This window comes from Burkholderia sp. AW49-1 (assembly GCF_053427845.1).
The window spans coordinates 45,503-65,494 of sequence record NZ_JBSAXF010000031.1; the positions used below are offsets into that span (position 1 = coordinate 45,503).

Here is a 19,992-nt window from a genome sequence, read left to right on the forward strand (position 1 = left end):
AAGTTCTCTACGTTTCCGTGCATCCATGGCCGCCGCACAGTCGGACAACGCGTCATCTGATTTCATGCCGGCTGACCTCAGGCAAAGCGTGGTCACACAGACGTTGCCGCATTCCCAGGTCGGCATCAGCCGATTGAAAACATCACGTAGAAATATTGGCCGAACTGCGCCATATGAACTTGAAGACGCCGATCTGATCGTGTTGCAACTGCGCGCGTTCGGCGAACAGGAGTTGTGGCTTGACGGACGTGTCGCCCGTTTCGTCCCCTACGACGCGGGGACCGTCACGATTCATGACCTCGATCGCAGATGGGTTTCCGACCTGAAGGGAGCATTCGACTGTATCCATTTTCACCTCCCTCGCCGAACGCTGGAGGAGACAGTCGATGAAATCGGAGGCAGGCAGCGACCACAGCTTTACTTGCCGCCGCATTTGAGCGCGACGGATCCGATCATCCATCGCCTGGGCCAGGCTCTGCTCCCCGCTTTAGCGCGGCCCGAACACGCGTCGCAGCTTTTTATCGACCACGTCGCGCTCGCCTTCCAGGCGCATGTCGCGCGCCTGTATGGCGGCGTCGGCGAGCGCCGGGAGAAGTCGACCTGCAAACTCACGGCATGGCAGGAGCGAATGGCGAAAGGATTGCTTCTCGAACACCTTACCGGGAACATCTCGATCGCCGATGTGGCGAAAGCATGCGGCCTGTCTCGCGGCCATTTCGTCAAAGCCTTTCATCAGACCACCGGGTTACCGCCCCATCGCTGGCTGATCAATCAGCGCATCGAGCGAGCGATCATGTACATGCGCACGTCGTCCATGCCCCTGCATATGATCTCGGACGCATGCGGCTTCGCCGACCAGAGCCACTTCACGAGAACATTTACGCGCGCCACCGGAGTGACGCCGCGTCGCTGGCGCATGGACAACGTTTGAGGGCCGCAGGAGCGACGCTCGGCTTTCGCAAGCGCGTATCTGTTTGTTGTCCCGCATGATTCGACAAGTCCTGTCGTACAACGCCGCGCCAGGACTTGCGCCCGCCCGATCGATCGTCACTGTGCAGGTCGATCGCTGCGCGTGAGCAGATTTCCCTTTAGTGCCGCACTCATCGGCATGTCGAGATTCGCGCCGCGTGGCGGAATCGGCGATTCGAACCACTTTGCGTACAGGCGCGTGAATTCGCCGCTCTTCATGAGCCGAGTGAGCGTGCCGTCGACGAGTCGCTTGAACGCCGGATCGTCTTTGCGCACCATACATGCGTACGGCTCCACCTGCAGCGCGTCTCCTGTCACGGCCCACGTACTCGGGTCGTCCGCGTTGGCCCTGAGCCCGTAGAGCAGCACGTCATCCAGGGCGAGCGCTGCCGCTTTGTCGTCCGCGACGATTTTCAATGCGTCGGCGTAGTCCTTTGTCAGCACGACTTCGGCATCGATGTGCTGCGCTTCGAGTTGGCGTCGCAGTGTCTTTTCGTTCGTGCTCCCGCCGACTGTCGCGACGGTCTTGTGCGCGAGGTCGGCATAGCCGCCAATGCCCGACGCCCGTTTTGCCATCAGTCGCGTGCCGGCATAAAAGTAATTGATCGAAAACGCGACGTCCTTGCCACGTGCCGACGTGTTTGTCGTCGACCCGCACTCCAGATCGTAGGTGCCATTGACGAGCAGCGGAATTCGATTTTGACCGGTGACCGGCACGTAAGCTACCTTCAGATCCGGTCTGCGAAGTGCCTTGCGAACGTCGTCGACGATCGCTTCCGTTACGTCCATCGAAAAGCCGACGGCTTTATGCGGCGTCAGCAGATAGCTGAACGGTACGGCGGCTTCCCTGTACGAAACAACGATTTGATTGGACCGGGAGATTTTGTCTAACGTCTGCGCATTGGCAGTCATCGACACGGCATATCCCGCGAATAATGCGGCGAGCATGGCAAAGGATGGGGATCTCATGATGCCTCTTTCACGACGTATTCTCTGCAGAAGCTCGATTTGCCGAGCCGTCACCGTCGGTAGCGGACCGCACGTCTTATCCCTTGCCGCGCGCTCATCGATTTCGACGTGAATTCACTTTAATCGGAGCCGATCGCCCCCGATTGATTCAGGTCAACGGCGCAGTTGTCTCGGAACGAGCGCCGGGACTGGGTTTCAGCACGATGCCGCAAACCGCATTGAAATCCGGTTGGTCGACAGGCCGCCTGCCCGCCTTGGCTGATCTCCATAAGCGTCATGCCTGCAAGACAAACACCGGCGCCATCTCTTGGGACCACCCGAGAGACCCGGTCGCACGAGCCAGAATTGTTGCCGGACACGGAGTCGTATCGCGCGATCTGCTGGCCGAGCGGCCAACTTCGACCGTATTCGTCGAAGCCACTGGTAAACTCGGGCAACTCAAGCAACAACTTCATGCCGGATCTATGACCACGCTGTCGCCCGAGGCCTTTGCAGGCCACACTCCGATGATGCAGCAGTACTTGCGCATCAAGGCCGATCACCCCGACACGCTCGTCTTCTACCGGATGGGCGACTTCTACGAGCTGTTCTTCGAAGATGCGGAGAAAGCGGCGCGCCTGCTCGATCTGACCCTCACGCAACGCGGCGCATCGGCCGGCACGCCGATCAAGATGGCCGGCGTCCCGCATCACGCGGTCGAACAGTATCTGGCGAAGCTCGTGAAGATGGGCGAATCGGTCGCGATCTGCGAGCAGATCGGCGACCCTGCGACGTCGAAAGGGCCGGTCGAACGCAAGGTCGTGCGCGTCGTCACGCCCGGCACGCTGACCGACGCGGCGCTGCTGTCCGACAAGAACGACGTCTACCTGCTCGCGATGTGCACGGGCCACAACAAGCGTGGCGTGGCGGTCAACATCGGCCTCGCGTGGCTGAACCTCGCAAGCGGCGCGCTGCGGCTCGCCGAAATCGAACCCGAGCAGCTCGGTGCCGCGCTCGAACGCATCCGGCCGGCCGAGATCCTCACGGCGGACGGCGCGACCGACGCCGTGCCCGCCGGCGCCGGCGCGATCAAGCGCGTGCCGGCATGGCACTTCGATATCGCGTCGGGCACGCAGCGCCTGTGCGACCAGCTCGACGTGGCGGGCCTCGACGGCTTCGGCGCGCATTCGCTGACGAGTGCATGCGGCGCTGCCGGCGCACTGCTGCTGTACGCGGCCGCTACACAGGGTCAGCAACTGCGTCACGTGCGCAGCCTGAAGGTCGAGAACGAAACCGAATACATCGGGCTCGATCCGGCAACGCGCCGCAACCTCGAACTGACCGAAACGCTACGCGGCACCGAATCGCCGACGCTGTACTCGCTGCTCGACACCTGCTGCACGACGATGGGCAGCCGCCTGTTGCGTCACTGGCTGCATCACCCGCCGCGCGCGTCCGTCGCCGCGCAGTCACGCCAGCAAGCGATCGGCGCACTGCTCGAGGCGCCCGTGAACGCGAGCCTCGACGCACTGCGAACCGCCCTGCGCCAGATCGCCGACGTAGAGCGGATCACCGGGCGTCTCGCGCTGCTGTCCGCGCGCCCGCGCGATCTGTCGAGCCTGCGCGATACGTTCGCCGCGCTCCCCGCGCTGCGCGAGCGCATCAGCGCGATCGTCGCGAACGCGGACGCGCTCATGCGCGTCGACGCGGCGCTCGCGCCGCCCGCCGAATGTCTCGACCTGCTGACCAGCGCGATCGCCCCCGAGCCAGCCGCGATGGTGCGCGACGGCGGTGTGATCGCGCGCGGCTACGATGCGGAGCTCGACGAGCTGCGCGACATCTCCGAGAACTGCGGGCAGTTCCTGATCGATCTCGAGGCGCGCGAGCGTATCCGCACGGGCATCGCGAACCTGCGCGTCGAATACAACAAGGTGCACGGCTTCTACATCGAGGTCACGCGCGGCCAGACCGACAAGGTGCCCGACGACTATCGCCGCCGCCAGACGCTGAAGAACGCCGAGCGCTACATCACGCCCGAACTGAAGACTTTCGAGGACAAGGCGCTGTCCGCGCAGGAACGCGCGCTGGCCCGCGAGCGCGCGCTGTACGACAGCGTGCTGCAGGCACTGCTGCCGTTCATTGCCGAGTGTCAGCGCGTCGCGTCGGCGCTCGCGGAGCTCGATGTGCTAGCCGCGTTCGCCGAGCGCGCCCGCACGCTCGACTGGGTTGCACCCACCTTCACCGACGAAATCGGCATCGAGATCGAACAGGGGCGTCACCCCGTCGTCGAAGCGCAGGTCGAGCAGTTCATCGCGAACGACTGCCGGTTCGGCGCCGAGCGCAAACTGCTGCTGATCACCGGCCCGAACATGGGCGGTAAGTCGACCTTCATGCGGCAGACGGCGCTGATCGCGATGATGGCGTACGTCGGCAGCTACGTGCCGGCGAAGTCGGCCTGCTTCGGTCCGATCGACCGGATCTTCACGCGGATCGGCGCGGCCGACGACCTCGCCGGCGGCCGCTCGACCTTCATGGTCGAGATGACCGAAGCGGCTGCGATCCTGAACGACTCGACACCGCAGAGCCTCGTGCTGATGGACGAAATCGGCCGCGGCACGTCGACGTTCGACGGCCTCGCGCTCGCATGGGCCATCGCGCGCCATCTGCTGGCGCAAAACGGCTGCTACACGCTGTTCGCGACGCATTACTTCGAGCTGACGCAATTGCCCGCAGAATTCCCGCAAGCGGCCAACGTCCATCTGTCGGCCGTCGAGCACGGTCACGGCATCGTGTTCCTGCACGCGGTCAACGAAGGCCCGGCGAACCAGAGCTACGGGCTGCAGGTTGCGCAACTCGCGGGCGTGCCGGCACCGGTGATCCGCGCCGCACGCAAGCATCTCGCGTATCTCGAACAGCAGTCGGCCACGCAGCATACGCCGCAGCTCGACCTGTTCAGCGCGCCGCCCGCCGCGACTGACGAACTCGAATGCGCGGATGCGCCCACGCCGTCGGAGATCCCGCATCCGGCACTCGAAAGGCTGCGCGACATCGATCCCGACGACCTCAAGCCGCGCGACGCGCTCGACCTGTTGTACGAACTGCGCACGCTCGTCCGCTCGCACGATGCCGACGGGCACGCATAAACGCACCCCGTCGGGCTGGCCGGCCAGGGCCATCGCTGCGCTGGTCGCGGCGATGCTCGCGCTGGCGCAGGCCGGCGCGCTGGCCGCGCCGCCCAAACGTGCCGCCGCCCCCTATTCGTTCGCGGTCGTGTCGGGCGTCATCGACGCGCCGGCCGACGAACCTGCCGCACAGCGGCTGTTCGAATCGATCGCGCGCGAGCGCAATCTGGCCTTCGTCGTCTATGCAGGCAACATCAAGGGTGCGAAGGAAGCGTGCCGCGATTCACTCTATACGCAGCGCAGCGCGATCCTGGATGCATCGCGCGTGCCGCTCGTGTTCATTCCCGGTCACGACGACTGGGTGACATGCAACACGGCGGCAGGCGGCAGCTACGACCCGGTCGAACGCCTGGACTTCCTGCGTCAGACGCTACTGGCCGACGCAGCGCTGCCCGACCCCGGCGCGCTGCAGATCACGCGCGAAAGCGAGGTCGCCCGCTTCCGGCCCTATCGTGAAAACGCGCGCTGGCTGCATGACGACGTCGTCTACGTCGCGCTGAACGCACCGGCACCGAACAACCACTATCTGACGGCCGGCGGGCGCAACGGCGAATTCGAGGACCGCATCATTGCGAACGGCTTCTGGATCGACCATGCGGCCGAATACGCGAAGCGACGCGAGGCGCGCGCGATGGTGGTGATTTTCGAGGGTGATCCGCAGTTCGATCGCTATGAGCGCGCCGAACGTTTTGCGTGGTTGCGTTTCAACCGACCGCGCATCCGCGACGGGTTTCGTGAACTGAAACGAACGCTGGTGAAGGCGGCGGCGACGTTCCGCGGCCCGATCCTGGTGATGCACGCGAGCAGCGAGCCACTTGCGAACGGCTTCCTGATCGATCGCCCGCTGCATGCAGACGACGGCGTGCTGGTGGGAAATGTGACGTGTGTCGCGATCGGACCGCGCCATCCGGCGAATCAGTGGGTGAAGGTCAACGTGTCGCCGGCACGGCAGACGATTTTCAACGTGAGCGTGCAGGACGTCCCGAAGAATCTGCCGATCCCGCCCGCGCTGCCGGCCGTGCCGCGCGATGAGGTCCCGCTGCCGCAGATGCCGGAGATCCCGGCTCTGCCGGCATTGCCCGACTCGTCGTCGGTCGCGCCGCCGCTGCAGGGCGACGGCACGACACCGGGCGGCGCTTCGTGGCCCGCGCCGCCCCCTGCTTCGGGGCCGGCGCCGGGCCTGCCCGCCAGCTCAGTGCAGGGTACGCCCTGACGGCGCGTCACCGTCCTCGTCTTCGTCCTCGTCGACGATTTCGAGACCTTCCGCGCCGTGCGCGTGCTCATGCTCGATCTCGTCCTCGGTCGCTTCGCGAACGTCCTTGACCGTCAGCGCGAAACGCAGCGCCATGCCCGCGAGCGGGTGGTTGCCGTCGAGCACGACCTTGTCCTCGGCGATGTCGGTGACCGTGTAGATCAGCGAATCCACTTCCTCGTCGCCGTCTTCCGGCGTGCCTTCGAACTGCATGCCCACTTCGATCGGCTCGGGAAAACGATCGCGCGGCTCGATCTTCACGAGTTCGGGATCGTAGTCGCCGAACGCGTCCTGCGGCTCGAGCTGAATCTGCGCCTGGTAACCGGGCTCCTGGCCGTCGAGCTGTTCCTCGATCTTGGGGAACGTGCCATCATAGCCGCCGTGCAGATAAACCATCGGCTCGTCGCTTTCCTCGATCAGATTGCCTTGCGCATCCGACAGCTTGTAAGCGACCGACACGACGGTGTTTTTTGCGATTTTCATCCAATTCTCCCAAATACAAGTCTCATTATACGATGCGCAACCGGTCTCAAGCCGAACCGCGGGATACCGCTGCCGCCCCGCTCGGCGCGCCGCCTTCCGATCTTCCCACGCCGCTGCTCGGCGGCCTCTCGCCGGCGCAATTCATGCGCCGCTACTGGCAGAAGAAGCCGCTGCTGATCCGCCAGGCAATCCCGGGCGTGAAGCCGCCGGTCAACCGCGACGCCCTGTTCCAGCTGGCAGCCGACTATGACGCCGAATCGCGACTGATCACCCATTTTCGTAACAAGTGGCAACTGGCCCACGGTCCGTTCGAGCCGGGCGCGCTGCCTGCCGTTTCGCGCAAGTCCTGGTCCTTGCTCGTGCAGGGGCTCGACCTGCACGTCGACGCGGCACGCGCGCTGCTCGATCGCTTCCGCTTCATCCCGGACGCGCGCCTCGACGACCTGATGATTTCGTACGCGACGGACGGCGGTGGCGTCGGCCCGCACTTCGACTCGTACGACGTATTCCTGCTGCAGGTCGAGGGCCGGCGCCGCTGGCGCATCGGTGCGCAGAAGGACCTGTCGCTGCAGCCGGACGTCCCGCTCAAGATCCTCGAGCATTTCGAGCCGAGCGACGAGTGGGTGCTGGAGCCGGGCGACATGTTGTACCTGCCGCCGCACATCGCGCACGACGGCGTGGCCGAAGGCGAATGCATGACCTGCTCGATCGGCTTCCGGGCGCCGTCCGCCGGGGAGCTGGGCGCGCAATTCCTGTACTACCTCGCGGAACGCGGCGGCCTGCGCGACGAGCGTGGCAACGCGCTTTACCGCGACCCGAAGCAGCCGGCGGTCGACACCCCTGCGCAACTCCCGCCGGCAATGGTCGAGCGCGTCGCCGAGATCGTCGATGCGATCCGCTGGCGCAAGCGCGACATCGCCGAATTCCTCGGTTGCTACCTGAGCGAACCCAAATCAAACGTCGTATTCGAGCCGCCGGCGCGCCCGCTGTCCGAGGCCGCGTTCGTCGCGCAGGCGTCGCGCCGCGGCGTGTATCTCGACAGACGAGCCGCATTGATGTATAACGCGCGCTCGTACTTCATTAATGGCGAGGAAGAACCACTCGAGCACGCCGGCGAATGGCTGCCCGAACTGGCCAATCTGCGCCACATGGAGGCGAAACGGTTTGTAACACTATCCCGGGTTCCCTCAATGACAGCCTTGCTGCACGAATGGTATTGTGCGGGCTGGTTACGGGTCGGAAACCGGATTTAGTGAGCCGCCCCGTATGCCCGTGCAGATCAAATTCTGTATGGGAAAGACAACGTATTGACCCCGCATTTGTCGACGGTCGATAGGAAAGTGCATATAATTTCCGCCCAAGCCGTAGGGAAGATTCACGCTCTAGAAGTGCGTCTCCACCAGCGGCCCAGGTCGGTGTTGGAGCACATTACCGGTATTGTTTCGCGCTGTTGCTTACCTTTAACCATAAAAGGACGTGATCATGAAGAAATCCCTCCTCGTAGCTTCCCTGTTGGCTGCTGTTGCACTGGCTGCTTGCAACAAGAGCGCTGATCAAGCTGCTTCGTCGGCTGCTAGCGACGCATCGGCTGCTGCTTCGTCGGCTGCTTCGGCAGTTGCTGGTGCTGCGAGCGACGCTTCGGCTGCTGCTTCGTCGGCGACGGCTGCTGCGAGCGACGCAGCTGCTGCTGTGGCGTCGGCTGCTTCGGCAGCGACGGCTGCTCCGGCTTCGGGCGCAAGCCAGTAAGCCTCAGCATCAGCTGAAAAAAAACCGGCCCTTCGGGCCGGTTTTTTTACGTCTGCCGGTTACGCGCATCATTTCCGGCAGCCGGGCCGGCCAAGAATCGTCCTGTCGCCCTATCCTGCGCCCGCTCAGCCGAGCGTCAGCCAGTCGAAGCCCGCGTCCTGCGTGGCCACGACCACTTCCTCCCCGTCCGTTCCCAGCACGCCGGCCAATGCCTGACGGGCCAGCTCGGGCCGGTTGTTCTGCTGGCTCAGGTGCGCCGCGACCAGGTGCCGGAGGCGGCTGCGCTCGAGCGATGCAAGGATGCCCGCTGCGGCGTCGTTGCTCAGGTGGCCGTGATTGCCGCCGATCCGCGCCTTCAGCGACTGCGGATAGCGGCTCCCGGCGAGCATTTCGGTATCGTGGTTGGATTCGAGCACCAGCGCGTCACAACCGCTCAGAACGGCCGTGATATGCGGCGTGGCCATTCCGACGTCGGTCAGCACGCCGAGCCGGCTGCAACCGTCCATGAAGACGAACTGAAGCGGTTCCCGCGCGTCATGGGGCACCGTATAGGGCATCACGGCCAGATCGCGAATCGCGGCCGTCTCGTCGCCCCACAACACGTGGAGATCGACATCGGCTTCGTCCGCGCCCACCGCGCGTGCCGTGCCCCAGCTCATGTAGAGCGGCAGCGACCCGCGCCGCGCGAGCGTCAGCGCGCTACCGACATGGTCGCTGTGTTCGTGGGTGATGAGGATCGCATCGAGATCGTCGATGGCGAGATTCAGGCGGCCGAGGCGGCGCTCGACCTCCTTCGCTGAAAAACCGCAGTCGAGCAGCACGCGGGTGGTCGTCGTGCCGCTCGAGACCTCGACGACCAGCGCGTTGCCTTCGCTGCCGCTACCGAGGCTGGCGAAGCGCACGCGATCAGTTCAACTGGGCGTGCAGCAGCGAAATGATCCGCTGCGCGTCCGACGAGTTGTCGACCTTGCCGTTCGCGTCGACCACCGCGACCTGCGTGCCGCCACTGCCCTGCGCTCGCACGTTGACCATGTATTCCTTGCCCGGCTTGGCCGCCGACGGGCCGCCGTAGAACAGCTTGCCGAACAGCCCGTCGCGCTTGAGCTCTTCCATCGTGTTCGCATAACGGACCGTGTACACGCCCTTCTCGCGGTCGCGATTGTCGACCGCGAAGTTGGTACGGTCGAGCGCAAGACCGACGCGCAGCCATGCACGGTCGAACGATTCCGCCAGTTGCAGCGTCGCGGCACCGCTGCTCGTATCGCTGACCTGCGCCGGCGCCGTCGCGGGACGCGCATCGGTCAGCAGTTGCTTCGCCTGCGCGTCGCTCAGGCCGAACTTCTGCATGAGCTTCGACAGGAACACGGCCTCGAGCACCGGATTGCGCGGACGCTCTTCCCAGCGCGACGACGTGCCGCCCTGCGGGCCGACCATCATTTCCTCCATCGCGCTGTGCGTGATCGAGATGTCGGTGTTGCCGTCGGACGTGCGGTTCACGAGCGTGCGGAAACGGTCGCGCGTGCCCGACGAGTACGCGAAGTCGATGACCTTGCCGATCGTGCGGCGGAACCAGTCATCGGGAATGTTCGCACGGTTCTCGGCCCAGTCGGTGGCCATGATGCCGGTCGACGGTGCGTCGGTCTTCAGCGAGAAGCCGTTCTCCTGCCAGAATTCCTTCAGGATCGGCCACAGCTGCTCGGGCGTGCGCCCATCCACGACGAGCCAGCGGCGGTCGCCGTCGCGCTCGATGTGCATGCCGAGCGGATCCTGCGCGCTCGGGACACCGTCGGTCGCGTTGCCGGCAGCCGTCGTCGCCCGCGGCGGCAACGTGCCGAGACCGGCGTTGCTCGGCGGCGCGACGAACTGCTGGGTCGTCGGCACCGGCTTCAGGTCGCTCGGCACCGCGAGCGGCGGCGCCGAACCCGTGTTCTTGTAGTTGACCCGGTCAGGAGCCAGATAATCGTTCAGCGTATCGCAGCCAGCGAGCGCGCCCAGCGCCAGCGCCATCACCGAAACCTGGATGGCGCGAGAGGAAAAGGCGAAACGTTTCATGAAATCCTTCGTCTTGCTAGAACGCTCGTCAGGAGCGGCGCCGGACGGAGCCGGCCGGTGCGGGTTGATGAGGGGTCGAGCCGGCGGCCGCAGAACGCGGCCGCCTGAGCATCAGAGGACGCCGGCCTCGACGAGGGCCGAACGCACGACATCGTGACAGCGCTCGTCGAGCGGCGTGAGCGGCAGGCGGATGCCGCCCTGCATCTTGCCCATCGCCTGCAGCGCCCACTTCACCGGAATCGGGTTTGCTTCGACGAACAGGTTCTTGTGCAGCGACAGCAGCTTCATGTGCAGTTCGCGCGCCGTTGCGACGTCGCCGGCCAGTGCCGCGCGGCACAGGTCGCTCATCGCGCGCGGCGCGACGTTCGCCGTCACCGAAATGTTACCGTGGCCGCCGAGCAGCATCAGCGCGATCGCGGTCGGATCGTCGCCGCTGTAGATCGCGAAATGCTTCGGCGCGGCCTTGATCAGGTGCGCGGCGCGATCGATATTGCCGGTCGCCTCCTTCACACCGATGATGCCCGGCACCTGCGCGAGGCGCAGCGTCGTCTCGTGCGCCATGTCCGCGACCGTGCGGCCGGGCACGTTGTACAGGATCACCGGCAGGTCGACCGCTTCGGCGATCGTCTTGAAGTGCCGGTACATCCCTTCCTGCGTGGGCTTGTTGTAGTACGGCACGACCTGCAGCGTCGCGTCGGCGCCGACGGCCTTCGCATGCTTCGTCAGTTCGATCGCCTCGGCAGTCGAATTGCCGCCCGCGCCCGCGATGATCGGGATGCGCTTCGCCGCATGCTCGACCGCCGTGCGGATCATCAGGATGTGCTCTTCGACGTTGAGCGTTGCCGACTCGCCGCTCGTGCCGACCACGACGAGTGCGTCGGTGCCTTCCGCGATGTGCCAGTCGATCAGTTTGCGAAACGCCGGCAGGTCGAGACTGCCGTCTTCGAGCATCGGGGTGACGATCGCGGGGATGCTGCCGCGGATTTGAATGCCGTCTTGGGTGCCGTTAGCCATGAAACGCGATTGATTGATGTACCGGTAAACGTTGAGATTGTAGCGGATTAGCCGGGCAGTTCGTAACGTGGAATTCCCGCCCCCGCCGTCGGGGTCGCGCCCTCGCGTACCGCGCAGATGCGCTGCACGAACGCCTCGCGCGGCGCGGCGACGAATCCGTCCTCGTACGCGACCACCCGCAGGTGGCCGCGCACCGCATCCAGCAGCTCGCCCGGGGCGAGCAGGAACGCGGGGTTGGACGGCTTGCCGACCGTTTCGTTTCCTTGCGCGAAGGTTTCGTAAATCAGCACGCCGCCCGGCGCCACCGCATCGAGCAGTTGGGGCCAGAGCGGGCGATGCAGATAATGGGTGACGATCACGGCCGCGAACGACGCGCCGGCCGGCAGCGGCCAGGGCGCACCCTCGAGATCGGCGTCGCGCACATCGACGCCGGGAATCGCGCGCAATGCGGCCAGCGCGGCCGGATCGCGGTCGAGCGCGACGACCGGATGCCCGTGCGACGCAAACCAGCGCGCATGGCGGCCGCCGCCCGCGGCGACGTCGAGCACCGCGCCGCCCGCCGGGACGAGCCGCGACCAGCGGGCAACCCAGCGCGACGGTTCGGTCTGGGCGACGTGGCCGCCCGCTGCGGCAATGACAGGTTCGCGCATGCTGTCAGGTCAGGTGTACGACAGGCCCATCGCCTCGCGCACGTCGCGCATCGTCTCGACCGCGTGCTTGCGCGCCTTGTCGCAGCCGTCCGCGACGATCGCACGCAGCAGCGACGGATCGTCCATGTACTTCTGTGCGCGCTCGAGCATCGGCTGCTGTTCGCGCAGGATCCCTTCGACGACCGGCTGCTTGCAGTCGAGGCAGCCGATGCCCGCCGAGCGGCAGCCGCTCTGCACCCACTGGTGCGTCGTTTCGTCCGTATAGACCTGATGCAGCTGCCACACCGGGCACTTGTCCGGATCGCCCGGATCGGTGCGGCGCACACGCGCCGGATCGGTCGGCATCGTGCGGACCTTCTTCGTGATCGTCTCCGCATCCTCGCGCAGGCCGATCGTGTTGCCATACGACTTCGACATCTTCTGGCCGTCGAGGCCCGGCATCCGGGACGCTTCGGTCAACATCGCCTGCGGCTCGACCAGAATGATCTTGCGCGCGCCTTCGAGATAGCCGAACAGGCGCTCGCGGTCGCTCATCGACAGGCTCTGCGATTCCTGCAGCATCGCGCGCGCCTGTTCGAGCGCCTCGTCGTCGCCTTCCTGCTGATACGCGTTGCGCAGCTCGTGATAAAGCTTCGCGCGCTTGCCGCCGAGCTTCTTCGCGGCTTCGAGCGCCTTCTCCTCGAAGCCCGGCTCGCGGCCGTACAGGTAGTTGAAGCGGCGCGCGATCTCGCGCGTCATCTCGACGTGAGGCACCTGGTCCTCGCCGACCGGCACGAGCGAGCCGCGATACAGCAGGATGTCGGCCGCCATCAGCACCGGGTAGCCGAGGAAGCCGTAGGTCGACAGGTCCTTGTCCTTCAGCTTCTCCATCTGCTCCTTGTAGGTCGGCACGCGTTCGAGCCAGCCGAGCGGCGTGCTCATGCCGAGCAGCAGCGCGAGTTCCGCATGCTCGGGCACCTTGCTCTGGATGAACAGCGTCGCCTGCGCCGGATCGATGCCGGACGCGAGCCAGTCGATCAGCACGTCCCACACGTTCTTCTCGATGACCTCGGGTGTTTCGTAGTGCGTCGTCAGCGCATGCCAGTCGACCACGCAGAAGAAGCACGGGTACTCGGACTGCAGCTTCACCCAGTTTTTCAGCACGCCGTGGTAGTGGCCGAGGTGCAGCGACCCGGTGGGTCGCATGCCGGAGAAAATACGATCTGGGAACATGATTGTCGTTAGAAAAGCGAGGCGAAGGGAGACAGGATGGCGCTCAGCACGCCGGCCGCGGCGTTCACGAGCGGACGCAGCCAGAAGTTCGTCAGCACGCCCGTCATGACCAGCACGAGGACGATGATGAAACCGTACGGCTCGATGCGCGACAGCGCGATCGATTGCTTCGGCGGCAGCAGCGCCGCCAGGATGCGGCCGCCGTCGAGCGGCGGCAGCGGAAACAGGTTCAGCACGCCGAGCACCAGGTTCGCGCTGACGCCTGCGTAGGCCATCCGCGTGAAGAACGGTTCGTCGATGCCGGCCGCAGGCAGCACGATGGTCAGCACGCCCCAGATCAGTGCCTGCACGAAGTTGCAGGCCGGGCCCGCCAGCGAGACCCAGAGGCTACCCCAGCGCGGATTGCGCAGGTTGCCGAACGACACCGGCACCGGCTTCGCATAGCCGAACAGGAAAGCGCCGCCCGTCAGGAAATACATCGCAAGCGGGATCGCGATCGTGCCGAGCGGATCGATGTGGCGCATCGGGTTGAACGACACGCGCCCCATCATGTAGGCGGTGTTGTCGCCGAGCAGGCGCGCGGCATAGCCGTGCGCGGCCTCGTGCAGCGTGATTGCAAAGATCACGGGCAGCGCGTAGACGGCGATGGTCTGTATCAGGGAAGCGTCCATATCGCGTTATTGTAACAAGCGCACTCGCGCAAAAATGAATGGCGCTTACGCGGCCGAAAGCCCGAATGGTTCAAGCGCGCCGCGTCCCGCGCGCACGAGCTGCGGCTCGTCGCCCGTCAGGTCGATCACCGTCGACGGCTCGCGCGGACACGCGCCGCCGTCGATCACGAGATCGACCTGCTTCTCGAGCCGCGCGCGGATGTCGTCGGGATCGTTGAGCGGCTCGTCGTCCGGCGGCAGGATCAGCGTCGTGCCGAGCAGCGGCTGGCCGAGCGATTCGAGCAGCGCGAGCGTGATCGCGTGATCGGGCACGCGCAACCCGATCGTCTTGCGCGACGGGTGCGACAGCCGGCGCGGCACTTCCTTCGTCGCCTGCAGGATGAACACGTACGGGCCCGGCGTCACCGACTTGATCTGCCGATACTGACGATTGTCCACCATCGCGAAGTTGGCGAGTTCCGACAGGTCGCGCACGAGCAGCGACAAATGCTGCTTCTCGTCGAGGCCCCGGATGCGGCGCACGCGCTCGACTGCGTCCTTGTCGTCGAGGTGGCACGCGAGCGCATAGCTCGAATCGGTCGGCATCGCGATCACGCCGCCCTTGCTGACGATGTCCGCAGCCTGCTTGATCAGGCGCGGCTGCGGATTATCCGGATGAATCCTGAAGAACTGGGACATGGGCACACGTAAAGAGGGAGAAGTCGGATGCGCGCCTGGGCGGCAGCGCCAGCGGCAAGCAGCCGCGGTACGTCAGAGCCAGCGCTCCCAGAGCGGTTTCAGGTCGGGCGGCAATGGCGGCAGGCTGCCGAGCTCGATGCGGCCCTCGCCCGGCGCATGGAAATCCGAGCCGCGCGACACCTCGAAGCCGAAACGGCGCGCGACGTCCGCGTATTCGCGGTACTGGTCGGGTGTGTGGCTGCCCGTAATGACCTCGATCGCGCGCCCGCCCAGATCGATGAATTCGCCGAAAAACGCATCGAATTCGACCGGCGTGTAGCGGTAGCGGCCCGGGTGCGCGACCACGGCCTCGCCGCCCGCCGCGCGAATCCATGCGACGGCGTCGGACAGCGTCGCCCAGCGGTGCGGGACGAACCCGGGCTTGCCGTCGCCGAGCAGGCGGTCGAACACATCGGAGGTCGATTCGGCATGACCGTTCTCGACCAGGAAGCGCGCGAAGTGGGTGCGGGAGATCAGATCGGGATTCGACACGTACTTCAGCGCGCCTTCATACGCGCCGGAAATACCGAGCGTCTCGAGTTGCGCGGCAATCGCCCGCGCACGGGCGGCTCGGCCGTGGCGCGTGCGGTAGAGGCCGTCGACGAGCGTCGGGTTCGATGGATCGATGTGCAGCCCGACGATATGCACGGTGCGCGACGCCCACGTGACCGAAATCTCGACGCCGCTCAGGTAGCGCATCCCCAGCGCCTCCGCCTCGCTGCGCGCCGCCGCCTGGCCGCCGATCTCGTCGTGGTCGGTCAGCGCCCACAGGGTCACGCCGCCGGCATGGGCGCGGCGCGCGACGTCGGCAGGCGACAGCAACCCGTCGGAAACATTCGAATGGCAGTGGAGATCGGCGTTCATTGTCGGTATGGCAGGTGAAGCTTCATTCTACTGCAATGCGGCAATTGCGCCGCCTGCGTGCCCCGCCATCGCTGCCGCCGGCCTATGCGCAGAACGCCTCGATCAGCGCCGCGATCTGCTCCGGCTGGTCGTGATGAACCATGTGGCCGGCATCCTCGACGAGCTTTTCGCGCCAGTCGGGGAACGCGCCGAAGCGCGCCTTGAACTCCGGCAGCGGGATGTCGCCGGCGAGATACGCGAGCGTCGGCGAATTGACGGCCTCGACGTGCAGCACCTTCGCGCGCACCTGCTTCCAGACGGCCATCACCTCATCCAGCCGGTACAGCTGCGGGCCCGCCATCTTGTGCGCGGGGTCCGCCAGCAGGTGGTAGAGGCCGTCGTCGCCACGCTTCGACCAGTGCGCGGCGAGGAATGCGGCCCGGCGCGGATCGAGCCGCGGATTGGTCTTGATCAGACGGGCCGCCACGTCGTCGAGCGACGCGTACGGGCGCAACACCGGCGGCTCGCGCAGCTCGTCGAGCCAGCCGCGCAGCCGGCGCGGCGCTTGTTCGGCCCGCGCGGGGGCAAGCCCGAACCCCTCGAGGTCGACCACGCGCCGCACGCGCTCGGGGCGCGCGCCCGCGTACAGGCACACGACGTTCGCCCCCATGCTGTGCCCGATCAGATTGACTTCGCCGGTGGGCGCATAGTGATCGACGAGCGCATCGAGATCGCCCAGATACTCGTGGAACCAGTAATGACCGCCGCCCTGCCTCGCGACCGGCCAGTCGGACAGGCCGAAGCCGCGCGCGTCCGGCGCGATCACCTGCCAGTCGCCCGCGAGCGCGTCGACGACGAACTGGAACGAGGCCGCGACGTCCATCCAGCCGTGCAGCATGAACAGCGTCGGCGCATCGGGCCGGCCCCAGCGCCGCACATGCAGCTTGACGCCGCGCACCGTGACGAAATCGGAAACAGAACTCGAGGCACTCATTGCAGCCGCCAAAAAAGAATGATCGTTCGATTATAGCGATGACGCTTCCGTTCCGGCGCCTGGCAGTCGAGGCAGCTCTCTAGCGACAGCGTGTGGAATCGGCATGTCGGACACCGCCGACATGCCGCCGAACGATGCGCGAGGCCGACGCAGCGACAGCCTTCCCGCCCGCCGGGGGCCGGCGACGGCCGGCCGCGCTAACCGGCCGCCTTGCCGTCCGCAGCGTCCTGCGCGGCGAGTTCGTCCAGCTCTGCCTGCTCGAATCCCGCGGTGCGGCGCGCGTCGAAATTGAATGGCCCGCGCAGCCGCGGCGCATGGTACTGCTCGGCGAGCTCGCGGTAGGCCGGCACCGGATCGCGGCCGGCCTCGTCGCACAAGTACCGGAACCAGCGATTCCCGATCGCGACATGGCCGATCTCGTCGCGCAGGATCACGTCGAGGATCGCCGCGGACGCGTCGTCGCCCGCCTGCACGAGCCGCGCACGGATCGGCGGCGACGCGTCGAGCCCGCGCGCCTCGAGCGTGCGCGGCACGAGCGCCATCCGCGCGAGCACATCGGTCTTGGTGCGCTCGCACATCTCCCACAGCCCGTTGTGCGCGGGAAAATCACCGTACGCATGCCCGAACCCGGCAAGCCGCTCGGACAGCAGCGTGAAGTGATGGGCCTCCTCGGCCGCGACCTGCAGCCAGTCCGCATAGAATGCGTCCGGCATCCCGGCGAAGCGCCACACGGCGTCGAGCGCAAGGTTGATCGCGTTGAATTCAATATGCGCGAGGGCGTGCAGCAGCACCGCGCGCCCGGCGGGCGAGCGCATGCTGCGGCGCTCGAGCTGGCGCGGCTCGACGAGCGGCGGACGCGCCGGACGGCCGGGCAGGTCGGTCGGTTCGTCCAGATCGAGCGTCGGCGCGATCGTGGCCTGCCCGGCCAGCAGCGCATCACGCAGCGCGCGAACCCGGGCGGCTTTCGCGGCCGGCTCGGACATCCGCAGCGCGTCGAGCGCGGTGCGTCGCACGCAGTACGGCGCAGCCATGAAAGTAGAAGGCTCCATGTTCATCAAGCGGGGGCACCGCCCGTGAGCATCGCAGGAACGCATGCACGCGACGGTTTACAATATGCGTTTGTGCCGTCACGCAATGCGCCCGGCACGCCAGACGCGCCATTCTACCGGCGCCCATCATCGAAGAGACCAGGAGACTCCGTGACGATCTACAAACTGGGCGAGACGGCCCCGACGATCCACGAAAGCGTATTCGTCGCCGATACGGCGGCCATCATCGGCAAGGTCGTGCTCGAGGAAAACGCGAGCGTATGGTTCGGCGCGACGATTCGCGGCGACAACGAGACGATCACGGTCGGTGCCGGCAGCAACGTCCAGGAAGGCGCGGTCCTGCATACGGACCCCGGCTTTCCCCTGACGATTGCCGAGAACGTGACGATCGGGCACCAGGCGATGCTGCACGGATGCACGATCGGCGAAGGTTCGCTGATCGGGATTCAGGCCGTGGTCTTGAATGGTGCGGTCATCGGCCGCAACTGTCTGGTGGGTGCCGGCGCGGTGGTGACGGAAGGCAAGACGTTCCCGGACAATTCGCTGATTCTCGGCGCCCCGGCGAAAGTCGTGCGCGAGCTGTCGGCAGACGACATCGCGCGGCTGCGCGCAAATGCGAAGACGTACGTCGAACGACGCGCGCATTTCAAGGAGCAACTCGTGCGGATCGGCTGATTCGCGCGGATTTCAAGGAAGAAGAGTGAGCGACCAGTTACAGAAATTCATGTTCAATTCGGCACCCGTGCGCGGCGAGATCGTGTCGCTGCGCAACACGTGGCAAGAGGTGCTTTCCCGTCGTGACTACCCTGCCCCGGTGCGCACGGTGCTCGGCGAGATGATGGCCGCGTGTGCGCTGCTGTCCGCGAACCTGAAATTTCACGGCACCCTGATCATGCAGATCTTCGGCGACGGGCCGGTCCAGATGCTGGTGGTCCAGTGCAGTTCGGACCTGTCGATGCGTGCCACGGCCAAGTTCGCCGGCGACGTCGCGCAGACGATCGGCGACGACGCGCACTTCGCGTCGCTCGTCAACGCGAGCGGCCACGGCCGCTGCGTGATCACGCTCGACCCGGCCGAGAAGCTGCCAGGCCAGCAGCCGTATCAAGGCATCGTGCCGCTGAACGGCGTCGACGGTCCGCTCGAATCGGTGTCGCAAGTGCTCGAGCATTACATGCATCACTCGGAGCAGCTCGACACTCGGCTGTGGCTCGCGGCCGATCGCGACCGCGCGGTCGGCATGCTGCTGCAGAAGCTGCCGGGCGACGGCGGCATCGTGCCGCGCAACGCCGAGACCGACGCCGACACGTGGGAGCGCGTCTGCACGCTCGGCGGCACGCTGTCCGCGAAGGAACTGCTCGAGGTCGAACCGGAAGTCGTGTTCCGACGGCTCTTCTGGCAGGAAAACGTGCAGCACTTCGACCCGGCCGGTACGCGCTTCCAGTGTTCGTGCTCGCGTGAGAAGGTCGGCGCGATGCTGCGCATGCTCGGGCGCGACGAAGTCGACAGCGTGATCGTCGAGCGCGGTCACGTCGAGATCCACTGCGAGTTCTGCAACCAGCGCTACGAGTTCGATCCCGTCGACGTCGCGCAGTTGTTCGCCGCGCCGGAACTCGCGACCGGCATCACGCCCGCGACCGATCAGCGTCACTGAGTAAGCGGCGCGCCCGTGCCGGCCATGCGCGCGCGGGCGCATAATGACGCACGAGCGTCGCACGCACGGCTCAGGCGCCGGAGGTTCCGCCTTCGGCGCAAACCGCTTTCCGCTGTCGGCGCGCTGCTGGAGAAATACATGAATCGCCCGTTCCGCACCCTCGTCCTGACCAGTGTCGCAGCCGGCACACTGGCCCTCGCCGGCTGCGCGGTGCAGCCGCCTTCATCGACGATCCTGAGCCGCCTGCCCGAACCGGGCGCATCTGGCGGCCAGCCGCCCGCACTGTCGAGCGCGGAGCGCAAACGCTACGACGAAATCGACAGGCAGGTACTGCGCGAGCAGAACGACGCGATGGCGGCCGAGGCCGCCGCGCGCGCCTGGGCGTATTACTCGCCGCCCCCCGTGACCGTCTACGGCGGTTATTACGGCGGCGGTTGGGGAAACCGGTGGGGCACCGGCATCGGTTATGGCTACGGTTACCCGGGCTGGTGGTGGTGATGCACCATCACGTCGACCGACTCGATTGACGACTGGCACGAAATAAAAAAGCGCGGCATTT

22 protein-coding genes are annotated in these 19,992 nt (G+C 66.0%); 8 read left to right on the plus strand and 14 right to left on the minus strand.

Annotation, left to right across the window (positions count from 1 at the left end; genetic code table 11):
* Positions 1–25 precede the first annotated feature (25 nt).
* Entirely contained in the window at positions 26–931 is a 906-nt protein-coding gene (locus ACV22W_RS28885; RefSeq protein WP_448022859.1) for a helix-turn-helix domain-containing protein, read from the plus strand.
* A gap of 116 nt (positions 932–1,047) precedes the next feature.
* Here the strand turns inward: ACV22W_RS28885 and ACV22W_RS28890 are convergent, their stop codons facing one another.
* Positions 1,048–1,938 (minus strand): amino acid ABC transporter substrate-binding protein, encoded by an 891-nt coding sequence (locus tag ACV22W_RS28890; protein ID WP_448022860.1) that lies wholly within the window; start codon positions 1,936–1,938, stop codon positions 1,048–1,050.
* A 119-nt stretch (positions 1,939–2,057) separates the two neighbouring features.
* Positions 2,058–2,393: a hypothetical protein gene (locus ACV22W_RS28895; protein WP_448022861.1), complete on the minus strand. Its 336-nt coding sequence runs from the start codon at positions 2,391–2,393 to the stop codon at positions 2,058–2,060.
* A 9-nt stretch (positions 2,394–2,402) separates the two neighbouring features.
* Here ACV22W_RS28895 and mutS point away from each other — a divergent pair, with 9 nt between their 5' ends.
* Positions 2,403–5,060 (plus strand): DNA mismatch repair protein MutS, encoded by a 2,658-nt coding sequence (gene mutS / locus ACV22W_RS28900; RefSeq protein ID WP_448022862.1) that lies wholly within the window; start codon positions 2,403–2,405, stop codon positions 5,058–5,060.
* Positions 5,041–6,312 carry a hypothetical protein gene (locus ACV22W_RS28905; RefSeq protein WP_448022863.1) on the plus strand — a complete coding sequence of 424 codons (1,272 nt, stop codon included), beginning with the start codon at positions 5,041–5,043 and terminating at the stop codon, positions 6,310–6,312. Before mutS ends, ACV22W_RS28905 begins: the two co-directional genes overlap by 20 nt.
* Here the strand turns inward: ACV22W_RS28905 and ACV22W_RS28910 are convergent.
* Entirely contained in the window at positions 6,292–6,834 is a 543-nt protein-coding gene (locus ACV22W_RS28910; RefSeq protein ID WP_448022864.1) for an FKBP-type peptidyl-prolyl cis-trans isomerase, read from the minus strand. The genes ACV22W_RS28905 and ACV22W_RS28910 overlap by 21 nt on opposite strands.
* Before the next feature lie 32 nt (positions 6,835–6,866).
* Here ACV22W_RS28910 and ACV22W_RS28915 point away from each other — a divergent pair, with 32 nt between their 5' ends.
* Positions 6,867–8,087, plus strand: a complete 1,221-nt coding sequence (locus ACV22W_RS28915; RefSeq protein ID WP_448022865.1) for a JmjC domain-containing protein — start codon at positions 6,867–6,869, stop codon at positions 8,085–8,087.
* Between the two features lie 54 nt (positions 8,088–8,141).
* Positions 8,142–8,387, plus strand: coding sequence for a hypothetical protein (locus tag ACV22W_RS28920; protein ID WP_011657350.1), 246 nt, complete (start codon positions 8,142–8,144; stop codon positions 8,385–8,387).
* A 20-nt stretch (positions 8,388–8,407) separates the two neighbouring features.
* Here the strand turns inward: ACV22W_RS28920 and ACV22W_RS28925 are convergent, their stop codons facing one another.
* The 11 genes from ACV22W_RS28925 to ACV22W_RS28975 form a co-directional block, all read right to left on the minus strand.
* Complete coding sequence (locus ACV22W_RS28925; RefSeq protein ID WP_162499716.1) at positions 8,408–8,590, minus strand: hypothetical protein; 183 nt, start codon at positions 8,588–8,590, stop codon at positions 8,408–8,410.
* Between the two features lie 115 nt (positions 8,591–8,705).
* Positions 8,706–9,482, minus strand: coding sequence for an MBL fold metallo-hydrolase (locus ACV22W_RS28930; protein WP_448022866.1), 777 nt, complete (start codon positions 9,480–9,482; stop codon positions 8,706–8,708).
* 4 nt (positions 9,483–9,486) lie between these two features.
* Positions 9,487–10,632, minus strand: a complete 1,146-nt coding sequence (gene bamC, locus ACV22W_RS28935) for an outer membrane protein assembly factor BamC (protein ID WP_448022867.1) — start codon at positions 10,630–10,632, stop codon at positions 9,487–9,489.
* Between the two features lie 111 nt (positions 10,633–10,743).
* A complete protein-coding gene (gene dapA / locus ACV22W_RS28940; protein WP_063549965.1) occupies positions 10,744–11,646 on the minus strand; it encodes a 4-hydroxy-tetrahydrodipicolinate synthase in 903 nt (300 codons plus the stop codon).
* 47 nt (positions 11,647–11,693) lie between these two features.
* A complete protein-coding gene (locus ACV22W_RS28945; RefSeq protein ID WP_448022868.1) occupies positions 11,694–12,296 on the minus strand; it encodes a class I SAM-dependent methyltransferase in 603 nt (200 codons plus the stop codon).
* A gap of 9 nt (positions 12,297–12,305) precedes the next feature.
* Positions 12,306–13,508 (minus strand): tryptophan--tRNA ligase, encoded by a 1,203-nt coding sequence (locus tag ACV22W_RS28950; protein WP_059690935.1) that lies wholly within the window; start codon positions 13,506–13,508, stop codon positions 12,306–12,308.
* An 8-nt stretch (positions 13,509–13,516) separates the two neighbouring features.
* On the minus strand, positions 13,517–14,179 hold the full coding sequence (locus tag ACV22W_RS28955; RefSeq protein WP_059817815.1) for a site-2 protease family protein: 663 nt from the start codon (positions 14,177–14,179) through the stop codon (positions 13,517–13,519).
* Positions 14,180–14,224: 45 nt separating this feature from the next.
* Positions 14,225–14,857, minus strand: a complete 633-nt coding sequence (locus ACV22W_RS28960; protein WP_059535812.1) for an L-threonylcarbamoyladenylate synthase — start codon at positions 14,855–14,857, stop codon at positions 14,225–14,227.
* Positions 14,858–14,929: 72 nt separating this feature from the next.
* Positions 14,930–15,760, minus strand: a complete 831-nt coding sequence (locus ACV22W_RS28965) for a 3',5'-nucleoside bisphosphate phosphatase (RefSeq protein WP_448022869.1) — start codon at positions 15,758–15,760, stop codon at positions 14,930–14,932.
* Positions 15,761–15,842: 82 nt separating this feature from the next.
* A complete protein-coding gene (locus ACV22W_RS28970; RefSeq protein ID WP_448022870.1) occupies positions 15,843–16,733 on the minus strand; it encodes an alpha/beta fold hydrolase in 891 nt (296 codons plus the stop codon).
* 197 nt (positions 16,734–16,930) lie between these two features.
* Positions 16,931–17,788 (minus strand): ferritin-like domain-containing protein, encoded by an 858-nt coding sequence (locus tag ACV22W_RS28975; RefSeq protein WP_448022873.1) that lies wholly within the window; start codon positions 17,786–17,788, stop codon positions 16,931–16,933.
* Positions 17,789–17,932: 144 nt separating this feature from the next.
* Here ACV22W_RS28975 and ACV22W_RS28980 point away from each other — a divergent pair, with 144 nt between their 5' ends.
* The 3 genes from ACV22W_RS28980 (at position 17,933) to ACV22W_RS28990 (ending at position 19,931) form a co-directional block, all read left to right on the plus strand.
* The gene (locus ACV22W_RS28980) at positions 17,933–18,457 is read left to right on the plus strand and encodes a gamma carbonic anhydrase family protein (RefSeq protein WP_059450440.1); all 525 of its coding nucleotides are present in this window, start codon (positions 17,933–17,935) and stop codon (positions 18,455–18,457) included.
* 25 nt (positions 18,458–18,482) lie between these two features.
* A complete protein-coding gene (gene hslO, locus ACV22W_RS28985) occupies positions 18,483–19,433 on the plus strand; it encodes an Hsp33 family molecular chaperone HslO (protein WP_448022871.1) in 951 nt (316 codons plus the stop codon).
* 138 nt (positions 19,434–19,571) lie between these two features.
* Entirely contained in the window at positions 19,572–19,931 is a 360-nt protein-coding gene (locus tag ACV22W_RS28990) for a hypothetical protein (protein WP_059817823.1), read from the plus strand.
* Positions 19,932–19,992 lie beyond the last annotated feature (61 nt).